The 23,868-nt window shown below is 71.2% G+C and carries 22 protein-coding genes; 8 read left to right on the top strand and 14 right to left on the bottom strand.

Going from position 1 to position 23,868, the window contains the following annotated elements; translation table 11 throughout:
* Nucleotides 1-124 precede the first annotated feature (124 nt).
* The gene (locus tag OG241_RS03400) at nucleotides 125-1,333 is read left to right on the top strand and encodes a geranylgeranyl reductase family protein (protein WP_405826022.1); all 1,209 of its coding nucleotides are present in this window, start codon (nucleotides 125-127) and stop codon (nucleotides 1,331-1,333) included.
* Nucleotides 1,334-1,372: 39 nt separating this feature from the next.
* Here OG241_RS03400 and OG241_RS03395 read toward each other — a convergent pair whose 3' ends face one another.
* Nucleotides 1,373-1,828 (bottom strand): nitroreductase family deazaflavin-dependent oxidoreductase, encoded by a 456-nt coding sequence (locus OG241_RS03395; RefSeq protein WP_405813576.1) that lies wholly within the window; start codon nucleotides 1,826-1,828, stop codon nucleotides 1,373-1,375.
* Between the two features lie 177 nt (nucleotides 1,829-2,005).
* On the opposite strand from OG241_RS03395, the gene OG241_RS03390 reads away from it, so the two are divergent.
* The 3 genes from OG241_RS03390 (at nucleotide 2,006) to OG241_RS03380 (ending at nucleotide 4,756) form a co-directional block, all read left to right on the top strand.
* Entirely contained in the window at nucleotides 2,006-2,713 is a 708-nt protein-coding gene (locus OG241_RS03390; protein ID WP_405813575.1) for a TetR/AcrR family transcriptional regulator, read from the top strand.
* A gap of 130 nt (nucleotides 2,714-2,843) precedes the next feature.
* Nucleotides 2,844-4,094 (top strand): sensor histidine kinase, encoded by a 1,251-nt coding sequence (locus tag OG241_RS03385; RefSeq protein ID WP_405813573.1) that lies wholly within the window; start codon nucleotides 2,844-2,846, stop codon nucleotides 4,092-4,094.
* A complete protein-coding gene (locus tag OG241_RS03380; RefSeq protein WP_405813572.1) occupies nucleotides 4,091-4,756 on the top strand; it encodes a response regulator in 666 nt (221 codons plus the stop codon). Before OG241_RS03385 ends, OG241_RS03380 begins: the two co-directional genes overlap by 4 nt.
* Here the strand turns inward: OG241_RS03380 and OG241_RS03375 are convergent.
* The 8 genes from OG241_RS03375 to OG241_RS03340 form a co-directional block, all read right to left on the bottom strand.
* Complete coding sequence (locus OG241_RS03375; protein ID WP_405813571.1) at nucleotides 4,717-5,040, bottom strand: DUF6332 family protein; 324 nt, start codon at nucleotides 5,038-5,040, stop codon at nucleotides 4,717-4,719. The two genes, OG241_RS03380 and OG241_RS03375, sit on opposite strands and share 40 nt — an antisense overlap.
* Before the next feature lie 73 nt (nucleotides 5,041-5,113).
* Nucleotides 5,114-6,610, bottom strand: a complete 1,497-nt coding sequence (locus tag OG241_RS03370) for an MFS transporter (RefSeq protein WP_405813569.1) — start codon at nucleotides 6,608-6,610, stop codon at nucleotides 5,114-5,116.
* A gap of 90 nt (nucleotides 6,611-6,700) precedes the next feature.
* On the bottom strand, nucleotides 6,701-7,450 hold the full coding sequence (locus tag OG241_RS03365; RefSeq protein WP_405813568.1) for a maleylpyruvate isomerase family mycothiol-dependent enzyme: 750 nt from the start codon (nucleotides 7,448-7,450) through the stop codon (nucleotides 6,701-6,703).
* 74 nt (nucleotides 7,451-7,524) lie between these two features.
* The gene (locus OG241_RS03360; protein ID WP_405813566.1) at nucleotides 7,525-8,364 is read right to left on the bottom strand and encodes an alpha/beta fold hydrolase; all 840 of its coding nucleotides are present in this window, start codon (nucleotides 8,362-8,364) and stop codon (nucleotides 7,525-7,527) included.
* 350 nt (nucleotides 8,365-8,714) lie between these two features.
* The gene (locus OG241_RS03355; RefSeq protein WP_405813565.1) at nucleotides 8,715-9,878 is read right to left on the bottom strand and encodes an MFS transporter; all 1,164 of its coding nucleotides are present in this window, start codon (nucleotides 9,876-9,878) and stop codon (nucleotides 8,715-8,717) included.
* A gap of 81 nt (nucleotides 9,879-9,959) precedes the next feature.
* A complete protein-coding gene (locus OG241_RS03350) occupies nucleotides 9,960-10,331 on the bottom strand; it encodes a hypothetical protein (RefSeq protein ID WP_405813563.1) in 372 nt (123 codons plus the stop codon).
* Nucleotides 10,328-10,966 carry a sigma-70 family RNA polymerase sigma factor gene (locus OG241_RS03345; protein ID WP_405813562.1) on the bottom strand — a complete coding sequence of 213 codons (639 nt, stop codon included), beginning with the start codon at nucleotides 10,964-10,966 and terminating at the stop codon, nucleotides 10,328-10,330. The genes OG241_RS03350 and OG241_RS03345 overlap by 4 nt, the downstream gene beginning before the upstream one ends.
* A complete protein-coding gene (locus tag OG241_RS03340) occupies nucleotides 10,963-12,525 on the bottom strand; it encodes a sodium:solute symporter (RefSeq protein ID WP_405813560.1) in 1,563 nt (520 codons plus the stop codon). The genes OG241_RS03345 and OG241_RS03340 overlap by 4 nt, the downstream gene beginning before the upstream one ends.
* A 170-nt stretch (nucleotides 12,526-12,695) precedes the next feature.
* On the opposite strand from OG241_RS03340, the gene OG241_RS03335 reads away from it, so the two are divergent.
* From OG241_RS03335 to OG241_RS03325, 3 genes are all read left to right on the top strand, one after another.
* Nucleotides 12,696-12,917 carry a DUF3311 domain-containing protein gene (locus OG241_RS03335; protein ID WP_405813559.1) on the top strand — a complete coding sequence of 74 codons (222 nt, stop codon included), beginning with the start codon at nucleotides 12,696-12,698 and terminating at the stop codon, nucleotides 12,915-12,917.
* Nucleotides 12,918-13,010: 93 nt separating this feature from the next.
* Nucleotides 13,011-15,197 (top strand): carbon starvation CstA family protein, encoded by a 2,187-nt coding sequence (locus tag OG241_RS03330; protein WP_405813558.1) that lies wholly within the window; start codon nucleotides 13,011-13,013, stop codon nucleotides 15,195-15,197.
* On the top strand, nucleotides 15,194-15,394 hold the full coding sequence (locus OG241_RS03325; protein ID WP_405813557.1) for a YbdD/YjiX family protein: 201 nt from the start codon (nucleotides 15,194-15,196) through the stop codon (nucleotides 15,392-15,394). Before OG241_RS03330 ends, OG241_RS03325 begins: the two co-directional genes overlap by 4 nt.
* Nucleotides 15,395-15,456: 62 nt before the next feature.
* Here the strand turns inward: OG241_RS03325 and OG241_RS03320 are convergent, their stop codons facing one another.
* The 5 genes from OG241_RS03320 to OG241_RS03300 form a co-directional block, all read right to left on the bottom strand.
* Nucleotides 15,457-16,656, bottom strand: coding sequence for an ABC transporter substrate-binding protein (locus OG241_RS03320; RefSeq protein ID WP_405813555.1), 1,200 nt, complete (start codon nucleotides 16,654-16,656; stop codon nucleotides 15,457-15,459).
* A gap of 36 nt (nucleotides 16,657-16,692) precedes the next feature.
* Nucleotides 16,693-19,218: an ATP-binding cassette domain-containing protein gene (locus OG241_RS03315; RefSeq protein WP_405813554.1), complete on the bottom strand. Its 2,526-nt coding sequence runs from the start codon at nucleotides 19,216-19,218 to the stop codon at nucleotides 16,693-16,695.
* Between the two features lie 12 nt (nucleotides 19,219-19,230).
* A complete protein-coding gene (locus OG241_RS03310; protein WP_405813552.1) occupies nucleotides 19,231-20,100 on the bottom strand; it encodes a branched-chain amino acid ABC transporter permease in 870 nt (289 codons plus the stop codon).
* A gap of 230 nt (nucleotides 20,101-20,330) precedes the next feature.
* Nucleotides 20,331-21,689 carry an FAD-dependent oxidoreductase gene (locus tag OG241_RS03305; protein WP_405813551.1) on the bottom strand — a complete coding sequence of 453 codons (1,359 nt, stop codon included), beginning with the start codon at nucleotides 21,687-21,689 and terminating at the stop codon, nucleotides 20,331-20,333.
* A 154-nt stretch (nucleotides 21,690-21,843) separates the two neighbouring features.
* Nucleotides 21,844-22,911, bottom strand: coding sequence for an alcohol dehydrogenase catalytic domain-containing protein (locus OG241_RS03300; RefSeq protein ID WP_405813550.1), 1,068 nt, complete (start codon nucleotides 22,909-22,911; stop codon nucleotides 21,844-21,846).
* Between the two features lie 151 nt (nucleotides 22,912-23,062).
* On the opposite strand from OG241_RS03300, the gene OG241_RS03295 reads away from it, so the two are divergent.
* Nucleotides 23,063-23,842 carry an SDR family NAD(P)-dependent oxidoreductase gene (locus OG241_RS03295; RefSeq protein ID WP_405813549.1) on the top strand — a complete coding sequence of 260 codons (780 nt, stop codon included), beginning with the start codon at nucleotides 23,063-23,065 and terminating at the stop codon, nucleotides 23,840-23,842.
* The last annotated feature ends 26 nt before the right edge of the window (nucleotides 23,843-23,868 follow it).

Raw genomic sequence — 23,868 nt, 5'->3', positions numbered from 1 at the left:
TTGTGGGTGCGACGTTGTAGCCAGAGAAGTCCTGTGATCCTCCCACAGCGGACTGTGGCGACGCCCGCCGTAGGATGCGGAGGAACAGGTGCGGCAGGCGGATGACCAGGAGCAGCAGACCATCGTGAGCAGCGAGAACTCTTCGGCGGACGACGTGGCGCAGGTGTGGGACGTCGTTGTGGTGGGCGCGGGACCCGCGGGGGCCTCGGCCGCGTATGCGGCGGCGGTCGCGGGCCGCAGTGTGCTGTTGCTGGAGAAAGCGGAACTGCCGCGCTACAAGACGTGCGGCGGCGGGATCATCGGCCCCTCGCGCGACTCCTTGCCGCCCGGCTTCGAACTGCCCTTCAGGGACCGGGTGCACGCGGTCACCTTCTCGAACAACGGCCGCTTCACCCGCACACGTCGCTCCAAGCAGATGCTGTTCGGGCTGATCAACCGGCCCGAGTTCGACCAGCAGCTCGTCGAGCACGCCCAGAAGGCGGGCGCCGAGCTGCGTACGGGCGTCACGGTGTCGCGGGTCGAGCAGCACGGCTCCGCGGTGCCGGACCGGCGGACGGTCGCCGTCGTCCTGCAGGGCGGCGAGACGGTGCTGGCCCGCTCGGTCGTGGGCGCGGACGGCAGTGCCAGCCGCATAGGAGCACACGTCGGGGTGAAACTCGACCAGGTGGATCTCGGCCTGGAGGCGGAGATCCCGGTGCCGCAGACCGTCGCGGAGGACTGGCAGGGACGGGTACTGATCGACTGGGGTCCGATGCCCGGCAGTTACGGGTGGGTGTTCCCCAAGGGCGACACCCTGACGGTGGGTGTGATCTCCGCGCGGGGTGAGGGCGCGGCCACCAAGCGGTATCTGGAGGACTTCATCGCCCGGCTGGGGCTGGCCGGTTTCGAGCCGAGCATCTCCTCCGGCCATCTGACGCGCTGCCGCGCCGACGACTCGCCGCTGTCCCGAGGGCGGGTGCTGGTCTGCGGGGACGCGGCGGGCCTGCTGGAGCCGTGGACCCGCGAGGGCATCTCGTTCGCGCTGCGCTCAGGACGGCTCGCGGGGGAGTGGGCGGTACGCATCGCGGAGGCCAACGACGCCGTGGACACGCGCCGGCAGGCACTGAACTACGCGTTCGCGATCAAGGCCGGACTCGGGGTCGAGATGGCCGTCGGCCGGAGCATGCTGAAGGCGTTCGAGCGGCGCCCCGGCCTCTTCCACGCCGCCCTGACCGGTTTCCGCCCTGCGTGGAACGCCTTCCGGGACATCACCCGGGGCTCCACCTCACTGGGCGAGCTGGTGCGCACCCACCCCATGGCCGGGCGCGCCCTCACCGTGCTCGACAAGCCCTGAGGCGCTTCGCCCGGGTCTCGGCGAGGTGCCGAGGGACGTTCAGGAGGTGATGGTGATCCGGAAGACGGGGTGCTTGGGAGCGGCGGCGAGCAGCTGCTCGTCGGTCGAGTTGACGTCGACGTCGCCGAAGAAGCGCCCCACTTCCCAGCCCCACTTCTTGAGGTAGGTACGCAACACGACCGGCTTCTCCGCGTCCGGCAGTTCGACCGCGGTGAACTCCTGTACCCGGCGGCCGACCTTGAGTCGTCCGCCGCCGGCGGCGCGCATGTTCCGCACCCACTCGGAGTGGCCGCGCGCCGAGACGAGGTAGGGGCCGCCCTCGTACGGCAGCGGGTTGACGGGCACCCGGCGCCACTCCCCGCTCTTGCGGCCGAGTACGGAGAGTTCGGCGGTGCCCATGAGGCTCATGCCGTGGCGTGCGAGCCAGCCGATGAATCCGTTCATGACCCGGTCGAACGCCTTGGGCTTCATGTAGTGGGCTGACGGCGACGGCATGGTGTCCTCCTGGAATTCGGTCAGGGAGCGTGCGTGTGGATCCTGGTTGCGAGAGCACTGCTCTCGCTTGAGAGCAGTCTGCCGGAGATCGGTGATCCAAAGCAAGAGCACTGCTCTCTTTTTAGTTCGATGCTCTCGATTGTGTGCACTGCTCCGAAACATGGGACACTTGCCCCCATGAGCACCGCAAAAGGAGCCCGCGCCCGCGCCCGGATCGAGGTCACCTCGGCGATCAAGGAAGAGGCGCGCAGACAGCTCGCGGCCGAAGGCGCCGCGAAACTCTCGCTGCGGGCCGTCGCCCGTGAACTCGGCATGGTCTCCTCCGCGCTCTACCGCTACTTCCCCAGCCGCGACGACCTGCTGACCGCCCTCATCATCGACGCCTACGACTCCATGGGCGAGGCTGCCGAGGCCGCCCACGCCGCAGTCGCGGACACCGGCCCGCTGCGGCGCTGGGTCGCGGTGTGCGAAGCGGTGCGCGGCTGGGCGCTGGAGAATCCCCACGAGTACGCGCTGATCTACGGCTCCCCGGTCCCCGGGTACAAGGCGCCCCCCACCACCGTGCCGGCCGCCTCGCGCGTCGGACTGCTGCTGATCGCCGTCGTGCGCGACGCCCACCGGGGCCGAGGCGTGGCACTCACCCCGATCCCCGCCGAACTGCGCCCCGAGGCCGAGCGGTTGGCCGCCGACATCGCCCCCGACCTGCCACCGGAGACGGCGGTGGCGCTCGCCGCGGCCTGGGCGCAGGTGTACGGGCTGGTCGGGTTCGAGCTGTTCGGCCAGTTCAACCGGGTGGTGGAGGACCGGGAGGGGTTCTACCGGTACGCCGTCAGCCGGATCGCCCATGGGGTGGGGCTCGTGTTCCCCGAGGGGGAGAAGGAGTAAGGAAGGGGAGAAGGAGTCGGGGCGGGTGCGGCGGAAAGGGCGCCCCCGGCCTCGTACTCCCCGGGGAGTACGGGTGATCACCTCGCCCGGCGGACGCCGTCGAGGGGCGGCGCCGTCTAGCGTGGCGGACATGGACGAGCAGCGCGGACGCGGACGCGGGGGAGGCCCGCCCCGGTGGTGGGGGTACCGGCGCGGGGAGGGGCCGGCAGGGGCGGACCGGGGTGCCGGCCGGTGGCCCTGGCGTTCCGTCGTCCCGCTGACCGCCTTCGTGCTCCTCGGCTCGAAGTTCGCCGCCGGCCGGCAGGAAGGGGACCGCGCCCACCTGGACCTCTTCGCGTGTCTCCTGCTCGTCGCCGGTTCGGCGCTGCTGCTGTGGCGGCAGCGGCATCCGGTGCTCGTCGCCTTCGGCACCGCCGCTGCCGCCATGGTGTATCTCGGCGCCGGATATCCGTACGGGCCGGTCTTCCTAACCGTGGCCCTGGGCTGCTTCAGCGCCGTCGTCGCCGGGCGCCGCGGGGCCGCGTGGGCGGCCGTCGGGATGCTCTGGGCCGGGCACGTACTGATCGCGCACTGGCTGTACCGGTGGCTGCCGCCGTCCGGCGACGAGGCCGCCTCCTGGGGTCAGGAGCTTGTTGTCGCCGCCTGGGTGGTGGCCATCGTTGCGGTCGCCGAGCTGGTCAGGGTGCGACGGGAGCAGTGGGACCGGGAACGCGCCGAGCGCGCCCAGGCCGTCCGCCGGCGAGCCGACGAGGAGCGGCTGCGGATCGCGCGCGAACTGCATGACGTACTCGCGCACAGCATTTCGGTCATCAACGTGCAGGCCGGGGTCGGTCTCGCGCTGCTCGACTCCGACCCCGAGCAGGCCCGCACCGCGCTCACCGCCATCAAAGGGGCCAGCAAGGAGGCGCTCGGCGAGGTGCGTCAGGTGCTCGACACGCTGCGTACGCCGGGGGACGCGCCGCGCGCTCCGGCGCCCGGGCTGAACCGGCTGTCCGAGCTGGTGGAGCAGGCGGCGGCGGCCGGACTGACCGTCGAGGTGCGCGGCGCGGCCCCGAAGCTTCCGCCGGGTGCCGATCTCGCCGCCTTCCGGATCGTCCAGGAGGCCCTCACCAACGTCGTACGGCACTCCGGTTCGCGGCACGCGCGCGTGCTGGTCGAGGTGGACGAAGCGGACGGCACCCTGCGGCTCCGCGTCGACGACGACGGGCCCGCGACCGGCGCCGACGCGGGTGGCAGCGGGAACGGGCTGGCCGGCATGCGGGAGCGGGCCGTCGCCCTCGGTGGCACGATCGAGGCGGGGCCGCGCGCGGACGGCGGTTTCCGGGTGCTTGCGCGGCTGCCACTCAAGGCGCTGCCACTCAAGGCGAAGGAGGACCGGTGATCCGTGTACTGCTCGCCGACGACCAGTCGTTGGTCCGCGCGGGGTTCAGGGCACTGCTCGACGCGCAGCCCGACATCGAGGTGGCAGGGGAGGCCGCCGACGGGGAGGAAGCGCTGCGCGCGGTACGTGAACTGCGCCCCGATGTCGTCCTGATGGACATCCGCATGCCCGTGCTGGACGGGCTCGCCGCGACGCGCCGGATCACCGGCGACACCGCGCTGAACGACGTCAGGGTGGTCATGCTGACCACCTTCGAACTCGACGAGTACGTCTTCGAGGCGATCCGCAGCGGCGCCTCCGGTTTTCTGGTGAAGGACACCGAGCCGGACGAACTGCTGCGTGCCGTAAGGGCGGTGGTCGCCGGTGACGCGTTGCTGTCGCCCGGAGTCACCCGGCGTCTGATCGGCGAGTTCGCGGCCCGTTCGAAGGAACCGGCCGCCGCCGACGCCCTCGCCCGGCTCACCGAACGGGAACGGGAGGTGATGGCCCTGGTCGGAATGGGCCTGTCCAACGAGGAGATCGCCCGTCGTCTGGTCGTCAGCCCGCTCACCGCGAAGACCCATGTGAGCCGCACGATGGTGAAGCTGGGCGTCCGCGACCGGGCCCAACTGGTGGTGCTGGCCTACGAGTCGGGGTTGGTGCGGCCGGGCTGGCTCGGCTGAGGCCCGTCGGCGGCGCCGTTCTCGCGGGCGAAGCGGTTCAGTACGCTCACCACGCGCACGGTGAACAGGACGGCGCCCAGTGTCGCGCCCGAGGCGACGAGTGTGCCCTGCGCGGCGTCGGACAGGTCGAAGGCCCACGCGGGACCGGCCACCACCCCGAAGACGACGGCCGCGAGGAACACGGCGCTGCACAGGGCGTAGCCGATCTCCACGGTGACCGCGTCCCGCCGTGCCTGGGAGTCCCTCGCGCGGCCCTGCCCCAGGTGTGCCCCGTAGTTGTCCATCCGCTGAGTCAAACAGCCGGACGCCCGGCCGGGCAAGCCACCCCGGCCGGGCTCGGACGCTGGACAGGTCCGGTCAGTCGCGGGCCGCCACCGATTCGGGCGTCGCCGCCTCCTTCTCTTGCTGCTGCTGAAGGGACTTCGCGACAACGACGGAGCGGCCCGGACGCCGTGTGCGCAGTCCGGGGAGTGTGGCGAGCAGGCCGACGAGCGCGATGCCCGTCACCACGATCAGCCCGGGCCGGTAGGCGTCGAGGACGGCCTGCGGCGAGGGGTTCGCCGGGGTGCCCGCGGTGACCACCGCCGTCACGACGGCCAGGAAGATCGCCCCGCCCACCTGGACCGAGGTGTTCAACAGGCCGGAGACCATGCCCTGTTCGTGGTCGTCGACGCCGCTCGTGGCCTGGATGTTGAGCGAGGGGAAGACCAGTGCGAAGGCGCCGCCGATCAGGACCATCGACGGCAGGATCAGGGTGGCGTAGTTCGGGTCGAGGCTGACCCGGAGGAACAGGGCGTACCCGGTGATCATCAGCGCGAATCCCGCCACGATCAGCCGCTGGGTGCCGAACCGGTCGACGATCGCGCCCATCTTCGTCGCCGACAGCGCGACGATCGCACCCGCGGGAAGGAAGGCGAGCGCCGTGTGCAGCGCCGACCAACCGAGGAGTGACTGCATGTAGATGGTCACGAGGAACTGGAATCCGACGTACGAGCCGAAGAGCGTCAACGCGCCGAGCTGTGCGCGGATCTGGGGCCCGGAGCGCAGCACACCCAGCCGGATCAGCGGCCCGGCGGAGCGCCGCTCTACGCGGACGAAGACGCTGAGCAGCACGGCCACGGCGAGGAAGGACAGCAGGGTCCGGGCGGATGCCCAGCCGACCTGCGGGGCCTGTACGACGGTGAAGACCAGCAGCAGCATCGAGGCGGTGCCGAGAATCGCGCCGGGGACGTCGTAGCCGTTGTGGTCCTTCTCGCGTTCGCTGCGCGGCAGCAGCTTCAGGCCCGCGACCAGGGCGAGTACGGCGACCGGGGCCGGCAGCAGCATGGTCAGGCGCCAACTCGCCTCGGTGAGCAGGCCGGAGAGGACCAGGCCCATCGAGAACCCGGTGGCCGCGCAGGTGGTGTAGATGGACAGGGCCCGGTTGCGCAGCGGGCCCTCCGCGAAGGTCGTGGTGATGATGGACAGGCCCGCCGGTGCGGTGAAGGCGGCGCTGAGTCCCTTGATGAAGCGGCTGGCGATCAGCAGGGGACCCGAGTCGACGAGGCCGCCGAGCAGTGAGGCGAGGGCGAAGACGCCGAGCGCCACGAGGAACACCTGACGGCGGCCGAGCAGGTCGGCGGTCCTCCCGCCGAGGAGCAGGAGTCCGCCGTATCCCAGGATGTAACCGCTGACGATCCATTGCAGCGTCGAGGTGGAGAGGTCGAGTTCGGAGCCGATGGACGGCAGTGCGACACCGACCATCGACACGTCAAGTGCGTCCAGGAACATCGCGGCGCAGAGCACCAGCAGGGTGCCCCACAGACGGGGAGTCCAGCGTCCGTCGGTCGCTGGGGTGGTGAGCGGAGAGGTCATGTCGAAGACAGTACATGCACGTGCATTGAATGCAAGTGCAGTTAATGTGGATGCAACAAAATGGTCGGTGGTGCGGAACGCGGGTCGGCGTCAGACGGCGGACCTCTCCTGCCACAGGGCGGCGAGCTCGGGATCGCCGGTCACGCCGGGGAACGGCTGCCGGTTCCACAGCGCCAGGTAGAGAGCGGCCGCCGGGCCGGTCACCTCGCAGTCGGCCTCCTGAGCCGTCGACGCCGCCTGAGCCGTGGTTCGTTCGGCTGCCGCCGGCTCCGACGACAGACGTACGGTCCACACCGCGTCGTCCCTGTCCGTCGCCCGCACCCGCACCACCCGGGGTTCGTCCGTGCGGAGCCGGCTCTTGGTGCGGGCGTGGAAACCCAGCAGCAGTTCCTCGATGCCGTCCACGGCGAACTCCGGTGCGAGCGGCGTGCGTGCGGCACCGACGGCGGACTCGGCGTCCACCCGGTGGACGGCGGTTTCATGGGCCTGCCGCCGGGCCCAGAAGGCGAGGGGTGAGGGGGCCGCCATGAAGCTCCAGCACTCGACGTCGGGCGGGGCCGAGGCGAGGGTGTCGACGAGGGTGCGGTGGCCCTCCCGGAACCAGGTGAGCAGCGCGTCGCCGTCGAGGTCGGGCGGGCTGCCGGGGCGATGGGGTGACATGGTCCGCTCGGCGACGTAGGAGGCGGCCCAGCGGTGCACCCCGCCCGTGTGAAGCAGCAGGTCGCGCACCTGCCAGCCCGGGCAGGTCGGCACCTTGGCGTCGGTCCCCGCTCGCTCGGCGGCGTCGGCCATTAACCGGCCCTGCGCGTCCAGGATTTCCACGAAACGCACGATTTCCATCAGGCTGGCTCCAGTCGGGAGAGTGGGGTGAGTCGGGAGTTGAGAGGTTTGGGAGGAGTCCGGGCGGTGGTCGCTCACCTCAGGAACGCCTGGGTGGTCGCCACGAACCGGTTCGCGTCGTCGAGCCACGGGAAGTGGCCTGCACCGGGCTGGACGACGAGTTCGGCGTGCGGGAACAGTTCCGAGAGCTCGGCCATCGCGGGTGGCGGGGAGTTGAGGTCGACCTCCCCGGCCAGGACGAGGACCGGCGAGGCGAGAGAGGCGAGCGCCGCCCGGGTGGCCGCCGGGTCGAAGGCGCCCTCGGCGGCGAAGACGGCCGCGGCCTCGGCGTGGCGCTGTTCGTCCTCGGCCGTCCGGTGGGCACGCGCGGTCTCGTCCAGGCGGCCGTACCAGAAGGGGGCGATGGCCTGAAAGGTGTCGGCGTCGGGCCGGCCGGCGACGAGGGCCTCCAGGGCCGCGAACGCCTCCGGGAACCACGGCTCGTCCCGGCGCAGTTGTGCGGTCCGGATTCGGACGTCTCCGGTGACGGTGACGCCGACGGCCAGGACGCTCGGGGTGATCAGCGCGAGGCTGCCGACGCGCTCGGGGTACCGGGCCGCGTACAGCACGGCCAGGTTCGTGCCGGCGGAGTGGCCGAGCAGGTCGAGCCGGTCGAGGCCGAGGTGTTCGCGCAGGGCCTCGACGTCCTGCACGAGACGGTCGCAACGGTAGGACGCGGGGTCCTCCGGCACCGCGGACCGGCCGGTGCCCCGCAGATCGAGCATGATCAGACGCCGGTGCGCGGACAGACCGCCGAGGTCCCCGAGGTAGTCGGAGTCCCGCATCGGGCCGCCGGGAAGACAGACCAGCGGTGGCCCCTCCCCGAGTTCGCGACAGGCCAGCTCGGTTCCGTCGTACGCGGAGAAGACAGACATGGCCACGACTCTCGCAGCGGCGTTCCGTCCGGGCAACCGGGTTTTGCGCGGGGCCGAACCACGCAGGGGGCGTTGCCTGCGAACGTGTTCGACACTGCGGTCCCCGACGGTGCTGCACGTGGCGAGCTGCGACCGGGGTGCGGTGAGCGTCGACGAAGCGGGCGAGGTGTGCCTCGGCGACACCACCGGACTGCGGCTCGGCGGAGATCGTGGACGGGCAGATCCGGTCCCTGGGATTCACGGGTGCGTTCGTCGGCCTGGGGCCTGACGGGCGGGGGCCTTCATGTCGACTTCGGCGAGACGATGTACCGCGTCGCCGACTGATGCGTCGGGTGCGAGGTGACGTACGGTCAGTTCGTAGCCACGCGGCGCGTCGTCACGCCGATCAGGGCGGCGAGGGCCGCCAGCGCGGCCACGCTGGTGAGGGCGACGGGGAGGGAGAACCAGTCGGCCATGAACCCGATGGCGGGCGGGCCCAGGAGCATGCCGCCGTAGCCCAGTGTGGACGCGATCGCGACTCCGTCGGGTCCGGCCAGGGCGCCGGCGCGTTCGACGGCGACGGGAAAGAGGTTGGCGAGCCCGAGCCCGGTGATCACGAAGCCGAGTAGCGCCGCCCACAGTGAGGGCGCGAGTGCGCCGAGCAGCATGCCGACCGCCGCGGTCGCACCGCCGTACACCAACGTGCGGGTCTGGCCCAGGCGTTCCAGCAGCGTCGTACCGGTCAGCCGGCCGATGGTCATCGCGAGCGCGAAGCAGGAGTAGCCGATCGCCGCGAGGCCCGATGTGGCGTCCAGGTCCTGCTCCAGGTGCAGGGCGCTCCAGTCGGCCAGAGCTCCTTCGCCGTACGCCGTGCACAGCGCGATCAGGCCGAAGACGAACACCAGGCGGCGGGCGCGGGAGTCCATGCGGCGTGGAGTGCTCTCCCGCGGCGCCGAGCTCTCCGGTGAACCGGGCGGCTGATGGCGCAACAGGGTGCGGCCCGCGAAGAGGGTGACGAGCAGCCCGATCACGGTGAGGCCGAGCAGATGGCGGGTGGGGGACAGGACCCCGGCCACGAGTCCGCCGAGCCCGGCGCCGATCATGCCGCCGAGGCTGAAGGCCGCGTGGAAGCTGGGCATGACCGGGCGGCGCAGCGCGGCGACCAGTTCCACGGCGGCGCTGTTGAAGGCGACGTTGATGCCGCCGAAGGCCATGCCGAAGATCAGCAGGACGGCGCCGAGTGCCAGGGCGGAGTGGGTGAGCGGCGGCAGGGCGACGCTGAGGCAGAGGAGGACGGCGCAGACGACGGTGACCTGGTGGTTGCCGTAGCGGCGGCAGAGGCGCCCGGTGAGGACCATCGTGACGACGGCTCCGCCGGAGACGCCCAGGAGGGCGAGGCCGAGGGCGCTGGCGGAGGCGTCCGTCTGTTCCTTGATGGCGGGGATACGCACGACCCAGCCGGCGAAGACGAAGCCGTCGAGGGCGAAGAACACGGTGAGGGCGATGCGGAGTCGGGTGAGGGTGTTTCCCGGCATGGCGTTGCGCGTTCGGATTTTGTTTATTTGTGGCACAAATTGAGGCTAGGGTGGTGTCGGTGATCGGGGCAAGAGCGACGGTCAGGGCGAGACGCCCGGGACCGTGCCGGGGACAATCGAGTTCCGTGTCCCCGAGAAGATGACGCCGGGGTCGGACGGGGCGTGGTTGAGGACCCACAGGCCGATCAGTACGGCGAGGGTGAACACGACGGCGATCAGCACGGCGAGGACGAGCCGACGGCGTCGCTCCCGTCGCAGCCAGTCGCCGCGCGCCGTGCGGTAGGCGTCGGGGGAGGGGGCGGCGCTCACTCCGCAGGCCAGCGTCTCCAGGGCGGCGCGCAACTCCCTTTCCGTACGGTCCTGTTGTGTGCGGTCCTGGTTTGTGAAGGGCTGGTCCGCGAGGTCCTGTTCCGTGAAGTCGTTGTCGGCCCGGTCCGGGCTGGTGTCGTTCATCGCCGTGTCTCCATCGCCTGGGTCAGAGCGGCGATGCCGCGTGCGGTGTGTGTCTTGACCGAGCCGCAGGAGATGCCCATCGCGGCGGCGATCTCGCTCTCCTTGAGGCCCAGCCAGTGGCGCAGGACGAGCGCCTCGCGCTGCCGGGCGGGCAACTGCTGCAGGGCGCCGATCAGTACGCGCTGGTCGTCGTGGAGCAGAGCGGTGCTCTCGGCGGAGGCGACGGAGTCGTCCGGCGGGGGCGGGTTCTCCACATGCCGTCGGGCGACCTGGAGGTGGCGTATGCGCATCCGGGTCAGATTGCACACGGTGGAGCGCAGATACGCCTCCGCCGCCCCGGTCTCCCGCAGCCGCCGCCACTTCCGGTAGAGCTGGTAATAGGCCTCGGCCACCACGTTCTCCGGGTCGTCGGCACCCAGCAGGACGGCCAGTCGCAGCATCGAGGAGTAGTGCAGCTCGAAGAGGCCGGCGAGGGCGGCCTCCCGTTCGGCCTCGGCCGGATCGCCCGCCACGGGGGCAAGTGCCTCCCCCGGGGCGGCGGGGCGTGGAAGGAGCGGTGCGGTGACGGCCGGTTCGGCCAGGGCCGCGGCCACCGGTGGCATCACCGGCAGGGGCATGGGCTGTCTGCGTCTCACGGGTGGTTCGCTCCCGTCTCGGGGCGTCGCCTGACGGTCAGGCGGGACGGCAGGTCGGTCGCGTCGGCGCCGCGCGGGACGCCGAGACGTTCGAGGACGGCAGTGCCGAGCACGGCCACGGCCAGGTTGAGCAGCAGGGCGGCCAGACCTGCGTAGATCTGGAGGGGCCGGTCGGCGGGACCGAACGGCACGATGGACGAGAAACCCTCGCGCACCACCATGAACGTGCCGGCCGCCATACCGGTGGCCCACCCGGCGAGCAGCGCACGCGGATGCAGTCGGCCGGTGAACAGGCCGACGGCGACGGCCGGGAAGATCTGCAGGATCCAGACACCACCGAGCAGTTGGAGGTTGACGGCGTCCTGGTCGCGCAGCCCGAACACGAACGCGACGGCCCCCACCTTCGCGGTGAGCGACACCGCCTTGGCGATACGCACCTGCCGCTTGGGCGTGGCCGTCGGATGTACGTACTCGACGTACACATTGCGTACGAAGCTGGTGGCGGCGGCGATCGACATCACGGCGGCCGGGACCAGCGCGCCCACGGTGATCGCGCCGAACACCAGGCCCGCCAGCGGCCCGGGCATCAGCCGGTCGACCAGCATCGGCACGGCCGCCTCGGCACCGCCCTCCGGTGCCCGCACCCCCGCCGCCAGGGCCGCGATGCCGAGGAAGCCGAAGAGCGCCAGCAGCCCCGTCCACGCGGGCAGCGCCACGGCGACCTTGCGGACGGTACGCGTGCTGTCGGCGGCGAAACCGGCGGTGAGCACATGCGGGTACATCAGCAGCGCCAGCGCGGAGCCGAGGGCGAGTGTGGCGTACGCGGGCTGCTGGGCGGGGCACAGGAGCAGCGGCGAGTGGGCGGCGTCCGTTCCGCCGAGGCGCCGCGCCGCCCCTTCGAAGACGGGCCCGGGGCCGCCGAACCGGTTGAGGACCAGCCAGCAGACGACGCCCAGCGACACGAAGACGGCCACCGCCTTGAGCGCCGAGATGACGGCTGGTGCGCGCAGCCCGTGCCGGTACGTCGCCACCGCCAGCCCCGCGAACAGCGCCACCATGACCAGGTCTCCGGCGGCGCCCCGCGGATAAAGGCCTCCGGCGGTCAACACGGCTCGTATGCCCAGGAGTTGCAGCGCCAGATACGGCATCGTCGCGAGGATCCCGGTCAGCGCGACCACCAGCGCCAGCGGCGGCGAGCCGTACCGCCCGCGCACGAAGTCGGCGACGGTGATGTAACCGTGCCTCCGGGCCACCGCCCACAGCCGGGTCAGCAGGACGAAGGCGAGCGGGCAGACGATCACCGTGTACGGCACCGCGAAGAACGCCGGCGCACCGTTGCCGTACGCCAGTCCGGGCACGGCGGTGAAGGTGTACGCGGTGAAGATCGTGCCGCCGAGCAGCAGCCACGTCCACACCGGGCCGAGGCTGCGGTCGGCCAGCGCCCAGCCCTCCAGCGAGGGCAGCCGGTCGTTGCAGCGCAGGCGGCGCGCGGTCACGGCGAGCAGCGACGCCCCGCCGATCACGGCGAGGAACGTCGTGGTCATGGCGCTGTCCGCCATGGGTCACCGTCCTTGGTGTGCCTGAAACCCCTCGCCGAAGAGTTGCGCGGCCGGCCGGTTCGGAGGACAGGGATCCGGCGGGAAATCTTCTGGAAATTCGGTGTCAACCGTTTCCGGCGGGTGGGCAACTCTTGCACAGACCCACAACGAGCGGGAGAGGAGCGCAGGTCATGGCACGGACCGGACACCAGCGACTACGGCGCGTCGCCGTCACGGTGCTGCTCCTCGCGCCCGCGGCGGGGCTGCTGTGGGTCCCCTGGTACGCCGGTGCGAGGCCGTATCTCGCCGGGATGCCGTTCTTCTACTGGTACCAGCTCGCCTGGGTCCCGGGGAGCGGGCTCTGTCTGCTCGCCGCCTACGCGCTGACCAGGAAGGAAGACCGCGACCCCTGACCGGCTCGGCCGGCCATCGACGTCACCCCGCTGAGCCGCGCACCCGATGCGCGCTCAGCCATCACCCAACCACCGTCAAGGTGAGGAGCCGCCATGCCCGCATCAGCCATGCCCGAATCCGCTCGTCCGGCGCCGGAAGGCCCGCGGTCCATCCCCTCGGGTCCCTCCGGGCCCTCCCGGATGACGTCACGCTCGATCCTGGTGTGGGCCGTCGTCGCCCTGGTCGGCGCGGTCGGCTGGGGTGTCCTCGCGCTGGCCCGGGGCGAGGAGATCTCCGCGGTCTGGCTGGTGATGGCGGCCCTCGGCTCATACGCCATCGCCTACCGCTTCTACTCCCGCTTCATCGTCCGGCGCGTTCTGAAGCCCGACGACCGCCGGGCCACTCCCGCCGAACGCCTCGATGACGGCGTCGACTTCCAGCCGACCGACCGCCGGGTGCTGCTCGGCCACCACTTCGCCGCGATCGCGGGCGCCGGACCGCTGGTGGGGCCGGTGCTCGCGGCCCAGATGGGTTACCTGCCCGGCACCCTGTGGATCGTCGCCGGAGTGATCTTCGCCGGGGCGGTGCAGGACATGGTGGTGCTGTTCCTGTCCATGCGCCGGGACGGGAAGTCGCTCGGGCAGATGGCCCGGGACGAGATCGGCAGGGCGGGCGGCGCGGCTGCTCTGATCGCCGTGTTCGCCATCATGATCATCCTGCTCGGGGTGCTGGCCCTGGTCGTGGTCAACGCACTCGCCCACTCGCCGTGGGGCACCTTCTCCGTCGCCATGACCATCCCCATCGCCCTGTTCATGGGCTTCTGGATGCATGTCATCCGCCCTGGGCGGGTCGTCGAGACCAGCCTCATCGGGGTCGCACTGCTGCTGCTCGCGATCGTCGGCGGCAGCTGGGTCCAGAACTCCTCGCTCGCCGACACCTTCACCCTGAGCCCGACCACGCTGGTCTTCTGCCTGGCCGGATACGGCTTCGTCGCCTCCGTCCTCCCCGTGTGGATGCTGCTCGCGCCCCGCGACTACCTCTCCACCTTCATGAAGATCGGCACCATCGCGCTCCTCGCGGTCGGCGTCGTGGTCGCCGCGCCGGTGATGCGCGCCGACGCGGTGAGTGACTTCGCCTCCTCGGGCACCGGCCCGGTCTTCGCGGGTGCGCTCTTCCCGTTCCTGTTCATCACCATCGCCTGCGGGGCCCTGTCGGGCTTCCACGCGCTGGTCGCCTCCGGGACCACTCCGAAACTGATCCAGAAGGAGTCCCAGGTCCGGATGATCGGCTACGGGGCCATGCTGATGGAGTCGTTCGTCGCGATCATGGCCCTGATCGCCGCCGCCACCCTCGAACCCGGCCTCTACTACGCCATGAACGCCCCCGCCGGACTCCTCGGCACCACCGCCGAATCCGCCTCCCACGCGGTGGCGGGACTGGGCTTCACCATCACCCCCGACCAGCTGACACAGGCGGCGAAGGCCGTGGAGGAACAGACGCTGATCGCCCGCTCCGGCGGCGCACCCACCCTCGCGGTCGGCATGTCGGAGATCTTCTCCGGGATCTTCGGCGGGGCGGCCCTGAAGGCATTCTGGTACCACTTCGCGATCATGTTCGAGGCGCTGTTCATCCTCACGACGGTCGACGCGGGCACCCGGGTCGGACGCTTCATGCTCCAGGACATGCTCGGCAACGTCTGGAAGCCCATCGGCAGGGTCAACTGGAAGCCCGGCATCTGGCTGTGCAGCGGACTCGTCGTGTCTGCCTGGGGCTACTTCCTTTACAGCGGCGCCACCGATCCGCTCGGCGGAATCAACCAGCTCTTCCCGCTGTTCGGTATCGCCAACCAGCTGCTGGCTGCCGTTGCCCTCACCGTCTGCACGACCGTGCTGATCAAGTCCGGCCGACTGCGCTGGGCCTGGATCACCGGCGTCCCGCTGGCCTGGGTGGTCGCGATCACCTTCACGGCCGGCTGGCAGAAGATCTTCTCCGCCGATCCCCGGGTCGGGTTCTTCGCCCAGCGCGCCAAGTACTCCGACGGCATCGACGCCGGCCAGGTCCTGGCGCCCGCGAAGACCCTCGACGACATGCACACCGTGGTCACGAACTCGACGGTCGACGGCGTCCTGATCGCCCTGTTCCTGCTGCTGGTCTCGGTGGTCATCGTCAATGCGGCCGTGGTGTGCGTACGGGCCGTACGCTCGCCCGTCCCGCTCCCGACGACCGAGGCGCCGTACGTCGAATCCCGCATCGAGATCCCGGAGGGCGCCGCCGAACCCCTGGTGGGGGCGCGCTCATGAACGCCGCGCGCGGCCCGCGAGCCGTGTTCCGGTACCTGCGCTGGTACCTGCGCGAACTGACCGGAGAAGCCGAGTACGACCGCTACCGCGCCCGCCACCTCGGCCACCACCCGCACGCTCCTGTGCTGACCCGCCGCGAGTACGAGGTACTGCGCACCCTGCACCGGGAGACCCACCCGCAGAGCCGCTGCTGCTGACACCTGGGAACCCTGGGCCCCTGGCCCCCGGCCTCGGCCGGGGGCCAGGGGCCCAGGACGGTTCAGTCGCGGGTGGGCGGCGTGTAGAAGTCGCCGACCGACGTCCAGACGCCGTTCTTCACCTCCACCCTCTGCACACTGCGCGTGCCGAGGTGGCCGCTCGTGCTGAACTTCATCACCGGCGACACCCCCGGGTCCACGGTGGAGGCCTTCTGGTAGGCCGCGCTGATGGCCTGGGACGTGACGGACCCCTTGACGGTCCTGGCGATCTCGGCGAACACCTTCGCGTTGCTCCAGCCCCACAGTGCGAGGAATCCGGCGTCCTGACCGGGCTCGTACTTCGCCATGGCCGTGCGGAACTCCTTCACCGCGGGATCCGGGTCCGAGGGCGCCTTGACCAGCTGGACCGCCTTGACGCCTTCGGCGGCGTCCTTGGCCAGGGAGATCGTCGACTCGGCCGCCACCGGCGCGTAGGCGTAGGTGGGCAGTGAGAGTCCCTGGAGCTTGGCCTCCTTCATGAAGGCCGCCGCTTCGGGGGAGGTGAGGATCAGGATCACCGCCTGGGTCTTCGCGGCCTTGACCTTGCTGATCACCGGTGTGTAGTCCGTGGTCTGGTACTTGACCGCCAGCCGGTCGACCTCGACCGAGGGGTTCACCTTCTTCGCGACCGGCTCGACCTGCTCGGCCACGTTCACGAAAGCGGCCGGGTCACTGTGCACGACGAGGATCTTCTTCGCGCCGTCCTGCACCGCCCACGCGGCGACCGCGGCGGCCTGGTCCTCGTAGAGGGTCTGCGTACCGAACAGGCCCGGGCGGGGCGGGTCGTACCAGGACTCGCTGCCACCCACCTCGTTGAGGACCGGGACCTTGGACTGGGTGAGGACGAACGGGAAGGCGGCCTCGGCCTGGGAGGTGCCGTTCGCGTTGACGATGGCCACGACCTTGTCCTGGCCGACGAGTTCACGCGCGATCTGTACGGTCTGCTGCGGGTCGGCCGCGTTGTCCCTGACGGTCCACCGGATCTTGCGTCCGTTGACACCGCCCTGTGCGTTGACCATCTTGAAGTACGCGTCGGCGCCCGCCTTCTCGGGCACGCCGTACGAGGCGGTGGCACCGGTGAGGGGGAGCCACGCCCCGATGTGGATCTCCGACGGGTTGCCTCCGCCTGCTCCCGCGGAGTCCTGGTCGGCGCATGCGTTGGCCGTCAGCGCCACCACAGCCAGGACGGCCGTGGTTCCTGCGGCGCGACGGAGTCTTCTCATTGTCCGGAACACGTTCCACCTCGTTCACAACGGGATTCACACAACTGGGGAGGTCCGGGCGGCGTCCGCCGCGGTCGGGGCGGCCGTTTCCGGGCGGCCGCCGAAGTACGCCGCTTCCGCCAGGGCCGCGAACCCGGGGTCGCCCGGCCGCCCGTGGGCCGCGACGACGCCCTCGTGCAGCACGGCCACCTCGTGGCAGACGGACATGGCGCGGCTGAGGAGTTGTTCGAGCAGTACGACGGTCAGGCCGTCGTGGGCCAGCCGCACCAGTCGGTCGTAGACCTCGTCGACCAGCGCCGGTGCGAGCCCGAGCGCCGGTTCGTCGACGATCAGGACATCGGGCCGGACAATGAGCGCCCGGGCGATGGCGAGCATCTGCTGCTCGCCGCCGGACAGTCCGGCGGCGGAGACGTGCATCCGGTCGCGCAGCCGCGGCGGCAGCCACCCGACCGTCTCCTCCAGCCGCTCGCGCAGGGGCGCGCCGGTGATTCCCGCCGCGTACGCCGCCACTTCGAGGTTCTCGCGCAGGGACAGCGTCTTGAACAGGGCCCGGCCCTCGGGCGCCAGGCTGGTGCGGACGGCGTCGCCCGTCTCCCGCTCGCCGTGGGCGGGTTTCAGGGAGCCGTGCAGGATTCCGGCCAGGGTGCTCTTGCCCGCGCCGTTGGCGCCCGCGATCCCCAGCACGACTCCCTTGCGGACATCGAGGTCGACGTCCCGCAGGGCGGTCACCCCGCCGTAGCAGTGACCTGTGCCGCGCAGTCGAAGCAGGCTCGACTCGCTTACCCGCTCAGGTAGTTGAGCCCGGCTGCCGACCGTTCCCAGATATGACGAGCGCACCTTGGGATCCTGGAGGACGGTGTCCGGGGTGCCCCCGCCGATCGTGCGTCCGAAGTCGAACGCGATCACCCGGTGGGCGACGGAGAAGAGGTCGTCGAGGACATGGTCGATGATCACCACGGCGGTTCCCCCGGCGTGCAGCCGCCTGATGTGCCCGGCCAGCAGCGCCCGTTCACCCGCGTCGAGGCCGCCGAACGGCTCGTCCAGTACCAGCAGCCGCGGTTCCTCGGCCATCGCGCGGGCGAGGTCCAGCCGTTTCTGGAGGCCGAACGGCAGCTCCGTGGGGCGGCGGTCCGCCACCTCCGCGAGGCCCACGGAATCCAGCAGCCGCATGACGTCGGCCCGGTCCCGGGCCCTGACCCGGCGGCGGGTGCACAACACGTTCTCGGCGACGGTGAGTTCGGAGAAGACCTCCGCGTGCTGGAACGTACGGCCGATGCCCAGCCGGCGCCGCGCGGTCGCCCGCGCCGTCAGCAACGGCCGTCCGGCGAACTCGGCGGTCCCACTCACGCGGCCGTTGCCGGTCAGCCCCGACAGGGCGTTCAACAGGGTCGTCTTTCCTGCCCCGTTGGGGCCGATGACGGCCAGGATCTCGTCCTGCCGCAGCGACAGAGAGGCGTCCTCCAGGGCTTTGAGCCCGCCGTACGCGACGGACAGGTGCTCCAGCCGGAGCAGGACGGTGCCGTCGGCCGTGGGCCGGACCGGCACGAGATCCGCCTGCGGCTCGGGAACCGACGGGTTCCTGACCGCCGGCCGCCAGGGAACGCGCCGCAGGAGACCGCGCGCGGGTCTGGCGAGGAAGGGCACGACTCCACCGGGCAGGAAGAGAAGCACCGCGATCAGTACGGCGCCCTGCACCACCGGCTGGGGCAGACCGACCGCCGACGAGAGCGAGGGGTTCCAGGTCAGGTAGATGCCGCCGGCCACTGCGCCGACGACCGTGCCCACCCCGCCGAGCACACACGCCGCGATCAGCGAGATGCCGAAGGTCAGCGAGAACGGATCAGGGCTGACGAACCCGGTGAGCAGACCGAGCAGGACGCCCGCGAAGCTCGTGCACGCACCGCTCACCGCGAACGACAGCGCCGACTGCGCCTCGGGCGCGATGCCGATCGTACGGGCGGCCAGGGGATGCGACTTGGCGGCCACCAACCGCATACGCAGCCCCGAGGCGGCGGCCGGCACGGCCAGCCCGAGCACCACGGAGGCGGCCCCCACCGCGAGGTACTGCGCGTCGGTGCCACCGCCCAGGACGGTGCCCAGGCCGAGCGCGCTGCGCAGTTGGAGCACCGGAACTCCCTGGTCGCCGCCGGTCACACTGCTCCAGCGGTTGATGAGCTCCAGGGTCACCGTGGTGAAGGCGAGGGTCAGCAGGGCGATGTAGAGCACGGAGAACCTGGCACCCGCGTATCCGATGAAGGCGCCCAGGACCGCACCGGTGGCGACGGCACCGAGGACCACCGCCTCCAGGGGCCAGTCGTGGCCGCTGCCGTACGCGGCGAAGTAGGCGCCGATGGCGAAGAAGGCGGGGTGGCCCACCGACCAGATGCCGGACCAGCCGGCCAGCAGGCCGACCGACAGCACGACGACGGTGTACACGGCCGCCAGCCCCACCGAGTACATCTGGTACGCCGGGATGGCGCCGGACGCCATGCAGGCCATGAGCACCGCCCCGGCGGCCGGTCCCAGGGCGGCCTTCGCCAGGAGGGAACGGTTGAAGACCATGGATGCGACCCCTCAGACCCGTTGGAAGGTGCGGGTGCCGAACATGCCCTGCGGGCGGATCAGCAGGACCAGCACGGTGAACGTGAACACGAACGTGTCCCGGAAACTGGCGGAGACGTAGTTCGCCGCCAGGTTGTCCAGGACGCCGATGGTCAGTCCGCCCACGACAGCGCCGTACATGCTGGTGAGGCCACCCAGGAAGATCCCGGCGAAGGCCCGGAACAGCGGGGCGACGAGGGCGGTGGGCACCAGCCCGGAGCGGGGTGCGTACAGACAGGCGGCGAGCGCGGCGAGACCCAGGCCGAGCGCCCAGGAGAGCCGGGCGATGCGCTGTGCGCCGAGGCCGACGACACGGGCGGTCTCCGCCGACTCGGCCACCGCGCGCATGGCCGAGCCGAGCGTGGTGCGGGCGAACAGATAGCCCACCAGCGCCATCGCCACCGCTGCGACGGCGATCGTCACCAGGCTCTGGACCGGCACCGCGGCACCCGACCAGCGCACGGTCCCGTCGACCAGGCTGGGGAAGGACTTGGGCTGGTCGCCCCAGATCGAACCGGCCACGCTCTCCACCACGAGGGACACGCCCATCGTCACGACGAGCGCGGAGAACAGTTGGCCCTGACCCAGCGGCCTGATCACCGTCTCCCGTACCAGGAGACCGGCAGCCACGGTGATCGCGACGGCGGCGAAGACGCCGACGACCGTCGCCACGCCCCGGTCGTGGAGCGAGACCGCCACATAGAGGCCCAGGGTCGCGAGGGAGGCCATCGCGAAGTTCACGACGTCCGTGGCCCGGTAGATGATGACCAGCCCCAGACCCATGAGGCCGTACACGGCTCCACTGGCCACACCGCTGACCAGGACGAGCAGGAACTGACTCACAGCCACTCCCTTGAAGGAACTTGGGAACTCTGAACTCGGGAACATGCGGAACTCGGGGGCTCGGGCCCTGGGAAGAGCGCGTTTCGCGCCACTTACGAGAAACCGTGTTCACCTTGCGAATCATGGAGCGGATCCATAAGTCAAAGTGAACTCAATTCAGTACGCTAGGCATCCGGCGCCGGACGGGCAAGACTCGTGCACGACAATTTGTGCGTGCGGCCTACCGGCACTCAGGGTCGGACGGGCGCGGGTGCCTCGTCGAGCGCGGTGTGTGCCGCCGCGAGGCCGAAGACCAGGGCGGGGGCGAGGCCGCCTGCGTAGGCGCGCCGGTACAGTCCGCCCGCGTCCGCGCCGGCCGCGAGCAGGCCGGGGATCCGGCGGTGCCCGGCCGCGTCGGCGGACAGCGCGTGGGCGCCGGTGTCGATCAGCAGGCCCCCGAAGGCGAAGGTGATCGCCGGGGCCGCTTCGACGACGTAGAACGGCGGTTCGTCGAGCGGTCGGCCGTCGAGCAGCCGCCCCGGGGCCGGCGCGCCGTCACCGGTGGTGGTGGCGTTGAACTCCTTGATCCGGTCGCGGATCACGGCGCCCGGGTAGCCCCACTCCTCGGGCATCGACGCGAAGTCGTCCAGGCTCTCGGCCACCGCGCTGCGGGCCCCGGCGCGATGGCAGAGCTGGAACTTGTCCACGCCGGGGATGCCCTCCACGTACGAGGCGCTGATCCATTCGCGGTGCACCCGCGCGTCGGCGACCAGCAGGCCGCGGGCTCCTGGCCGTTCCAGCAGCGCCATGGTGGTCAGATGGTCGCCGACCGTCTCGTCGACGAAGCGCTCGCCCGTGGTGTCGAACAGCAGGGCGTGCTCGCTGTAGTAGAGCGCCAGGTCGACGAAGCGCGCGGGGTCGGTCAGGGAGACGTCGGCCGGCATCAGGTGGCCGTAGAACCCCGCGTCCTTCTTGCCGAACGCCGCGCCCGCCGCCCGGCCGAGCGCGAGACCGTCGCCCGCGCTGTGCGGGTTGGCCCGTAGCGCGATGTTCGCGGCCCGGGGGTGGATGTGCTCGGCGCGCAGGGCCGGGTCGCCCTGGAATCCGCCGGTGGCGAGCAGGGTCCAGGTGGCCTCGATCCGGCGTACGGATCCGTCCGGCAGGAGGCACTCCGCGCCCTTGACCACGCCGTTCTCCGTCAGGAGGGCGTGCGTCCGGGTGGCGGTCAGTACCTCGTGACCCCTGTCGCGGATCAGCCGCTCACAGGTGTCGAGGTAGTGATTGCTGTCGACCTGATGGCCGCGCCCGAAGCCGAGCACGGGTACCGGTGGCCGGCATTCCACGCCCAGCGACCGTATCCACGCGATGCCGTCGGCGAACCCGTCGATCAGGGCCTCGGCCAGCTTCGGGTCGCCGTCGGGATTCACCCGGCGCAGCTCCTCGAGGGTCGGGGCCGTCCATACGAAACCCGCGAAGCGGGCGGATCCGCCGGTGCGTTCCGCCTTCTCCACCAGGACCACCGAGCCGCCCTCGGCCGCCACCCGGGCGGCGGCCGAGAGACCGGCCATCCCGCCGCCCAGCACCAGAAGATCCACTGTTGCCGCATCCATAGCGGGTCCCACCGCCTTCATGTCGCCGATCGGATACAAGACGCTAATTGAACTCACTTCTGGAGTCGAGGGGTCGGTCGGAGCGTGGTGGAGCCGTACGAGTTCCGGCCGGACCGGTGGGGTCGGTCGGGTGGGGCATCGGTCGGGCAGGGGGTCAGTCGGGTACGAGAACCGCGCGACCCCGCACCTCGCCGGAACGCAGCGCCTCGATCGCCTCCAGCGCGCGCGACAGCGCGAACCGCTCGACCTCCACCTTCAGGGCCCCCTCGCGTGCCAGGGCGACGACCTGTTCCAGTTCGGGGAGGGTCCCCCAGAAGGGCAGGGAGATCCGCGTCCCGGGAGGGAGTGCGCCGGGCTTGCGGACCGTGACCTCCCCGCCGCCGCTGCCCACCACCGCCAGCTCTCCGCCCGCCCGCAGCACGCCGGTCGCGAGGTCCAGACTGGAGCGGCTGCCGACGAAGTCGAGCACGGCGACCGCCCCGACCCCGCCCGTCCGGCTGCGCAGGACCGCCGCGCTGTCGGGTCGCAGGAGCGTGCCGAAGTGTGCGCCGCACTCGTCGGCCAGAGTGAGTGCCTCCGCCCGTACGTCCACGGCCAGCACCTGCGCCGTCGTTGTGGCGCGCAGGATCTGGACGGCCAGATGTCCCAGCCCGCCGACGCCCAGCACGACCACACTCGTGCCGTCACCGATCGAGCGCCGGACCGTGGTCACGGCGTGGAACGCGGTCAGCCCGGCGTCCGACAGCGGTGCGGCCTGTACGGCGGCCAGCCCGCCGACCGGTACCAGCAGCCGTCCGGACGGCACGAGCAGCCAGTCGGCCATACCGCCGTCGCGTCCCAGCCCGGCCCCGGTGCCGACGCGGTCCGCGTCCAGTGCCGCGCGCCGGTCGCAGTAGTTCTCCGCCCCGGACGCGCAGCGTGCGCAACTTCCGCAGCCCCAGGGCCCGTACGCGACGACCCGCTCGTCGACCGCCGGGCCCACCGCGAGGGGACCCTGCTCCGCCACCCGGCCGGCGACCTCGTGCCCAAGGGTGAACGGGGTTCGGTAGGGGAGATCGCCCGGCCGTGCGTCGATGACATGGAGGTCCGAACGGCACAGGCCGGCCGCCTCCACCTGGATCAGGACCTCTTCGCCCGTGGGGACAGGCCGTGCCACCTCGCTGATGACCGGCGGGCCGCCCCACCGGGTCAGCCGGACCGCTCTTGCGCCGCCTGTTGACATACCTGGGACGCTAACAAAAATGAAGTCAGTTCAGGAAGCGGGCGGAGAAAAGTCGGGTGGAGGAAAGCGGAGGGAGAGGTGATCGCGCATGGGTGTCGAACACGCGGGACGACCGGGTGTCGAACACGCGGGACGGTCAGGTGGTGAGCACATGGGACGGTTCGACGGAAGGACCGCGCTCGTCACCGGTGCCGGATCCGGCATCGGCGCCGCGGTCGTCCGGCGGCTCGCCGCGCAGGGCGCCGAGGTCTTCGCCGCGGACATCGACCGCCTCGCGGCCGAGGCGGTGACGAAGGAACTGCCGCGAACGCACCCGCTGACCGTCGACGTGGCCGATTCCGCGGCGGTGGACCTGCTCTTCGACGAGATCGTACGACGGCACGGACGGCTCGACATCGTGGTGCACGCGGCCGGAATCGACGACCCCACGGCCAAGGAGTGGATCGCCGAAGCGCTGGTCGGGAACCGGCCCCCGGAGGTGACCGGGCGGCTCGACGACGACGCCTGGCGGCGCGTCATGCGCGTCAACCTGGACGGCACCTTCCACGTCCTGCGCGCCGCACTGCGGGTCATGACACCTCGCCGGTCCGGAGCCGTGGTCACCGTCGGCTCCTCCTCAGCCTTCGACACCCCGGCCGGATATCCGCACTACGCGGCCTCGAAGGCGGGCGCGCACGCGTTGAGCCAGTCCGTCGCGAAGGAGGCGATCGCGTTCGGCGTCCGCGTCAACACCGTGGCACCGGGACCGACCGACACCGGCATGGCCGTCAGAACCCCCGCCGCACTGCGCCAAGGCTTCGCCGATCCGCGCGTACGCCCGTATGCCACACCGGAGGAGATCGCCGACATCGCCCTGTTCCTCGCGGGTGACGAGGCCGCGAACCTCGTCGGCGCGGTACTCCTCGCCAACGGCGGACGCTTCACGGTCTGAAGGTCTGAAGGTCTGAAGGTCTGAAG

The organism is Streptomyces sp. NBC_01390 (genome assembly GCF_045040105.1).
Classification (GTDB): domain Bacteria; phylum Actinomycetota; class Actinomycetes; order Streptomycetales; family Streptomycetaceae; genus Streptomyces.
The sequence above is the reverse complement of the archived record's forward strand: the minus strand, read 5'-3'. Positions and strand labels throughout refer to the sequence as shown.

Coding starts and splice junctions, on each gene's coding strand:
- OG241_RS03355 (WP_405813565.1), bottom strand. CDS start 9,878: ATGCCGGGAAACACCCTCACCCGACTCCGCATCGCCCTCACCGTGTTC.
- OG241_RS03340 (WP_405813560.1), bottom strand. CDS start 12,525: ATGGCGGACAGCGCCATGACCACGACGTTCCTCGCCGTGATCGGCGGG.
- OG241_RS03390 (WP_405813575.1), top strand. CDS start 2,006: ATGAGCACCGCAAAAGGAGCCCGCGCCCGCGCCCGGATCGAGGTCACC.
- OG241_RS03305 (WP_405813551.1), bottom strand. CDS start 21,689: ATGGATGCGGCAACAGTGGATCTTCTGGTGCTGGGCGGCGGGATGGCC.
- OG241_RS03320 (WP_405813555.1), bottom strand. CDS start 16,656: ATGAGAAGACTCCGTCGCGCCGCAGGAACCACGGCCGTCCTGGCTGTG.
- OG241_RS03330 (WP_405813558.1), top strand. CDS start 13,011: ATGCCCGCATCAGCCATGCCCGAATCCGCTCGTCCGGCGCCGGAAGGC.
- OG241_RS03350 (WP_405813563.1), bottom strand. CDS start 10,331: ATGAACGACACCAGCCCGGACCGGGCCGACAACGACTTCACGGAACAG.
- OG241_RS03315 (WP_405813554.1), bottom strand. CDS start 19,218: ATGGTCTTCAACCGTTCCCTCCTGGCGAAGGCCGCCCTGGGACCGGCC.
- OG241_RS03370 (WP_405813569.1), bottom strand. CDS start 6,610: ATGACCTCTCCGCTCACCACCCCAGCGACCGACGGACGCTGGACTCCC.
- OG241_RS03385 (WP_405813573.1), top strand. CDS start 2,844: ATGGACGAGCAGCGCGGACGCGGACGCGGGGGAGGCCCGCCCCGGTGG.
- OG241_RS03395 (WP_405813576.1), bottom strand. CDS start 1,828: ATGCCGTCGCCGTCAGCCCACTACATGAAGCCCAAGGCGTTCGACCGG.
- OG241_RS03295 (WP_405813549.1), top strand. CDS start 23,063: ATGGGACGGTTCGACGGAAGGACCGCGCTCGTCACCGGTGCCGGATCC.
- OG241_RS03365 (WP_405813568.1), bottom strand. CDS start 7,450: ATGGAAATCGTGCGTTTCGTGGAAATCCTGGACGCGCAGGGCCGGTTA.
- OG241_RS03335 (WP_405813559.1), top strand. CDS start 12,696: ATGGCACGGACCGGACACCAGCGACTACGGCGCGTCGCCGTCACGGTG.
- OG241_RS03300 (WP_405813550.1), bottom strand. CDS start 22,911: ATGTCAACAGGCGGCGCAAGAGCGGTCCGGCTGACCCGGTGGGGCGGC.
- OG241_RS03325 (WP_405813557.1), top strand. CDS start 15,194: ATGAACGCCGCGCGCGGCCCGCGAGCCGTGTTCCGGTACCTGCGCTGG.
- OG241_RS03375 (WP_405813571.1), bottom strand. CDS start 5,040: ATGGACAACTACGGGGCACACCTGGGGCAGGGCCGCGCGAGGGACTCC.
- OG241_RS03360 (WP_405813566.1), bottom strand. CDS start 8,364: ATGTCTGTCTTCTCCGCGTACGACGGAACCGAGCTGGCCTGTCGCGAA.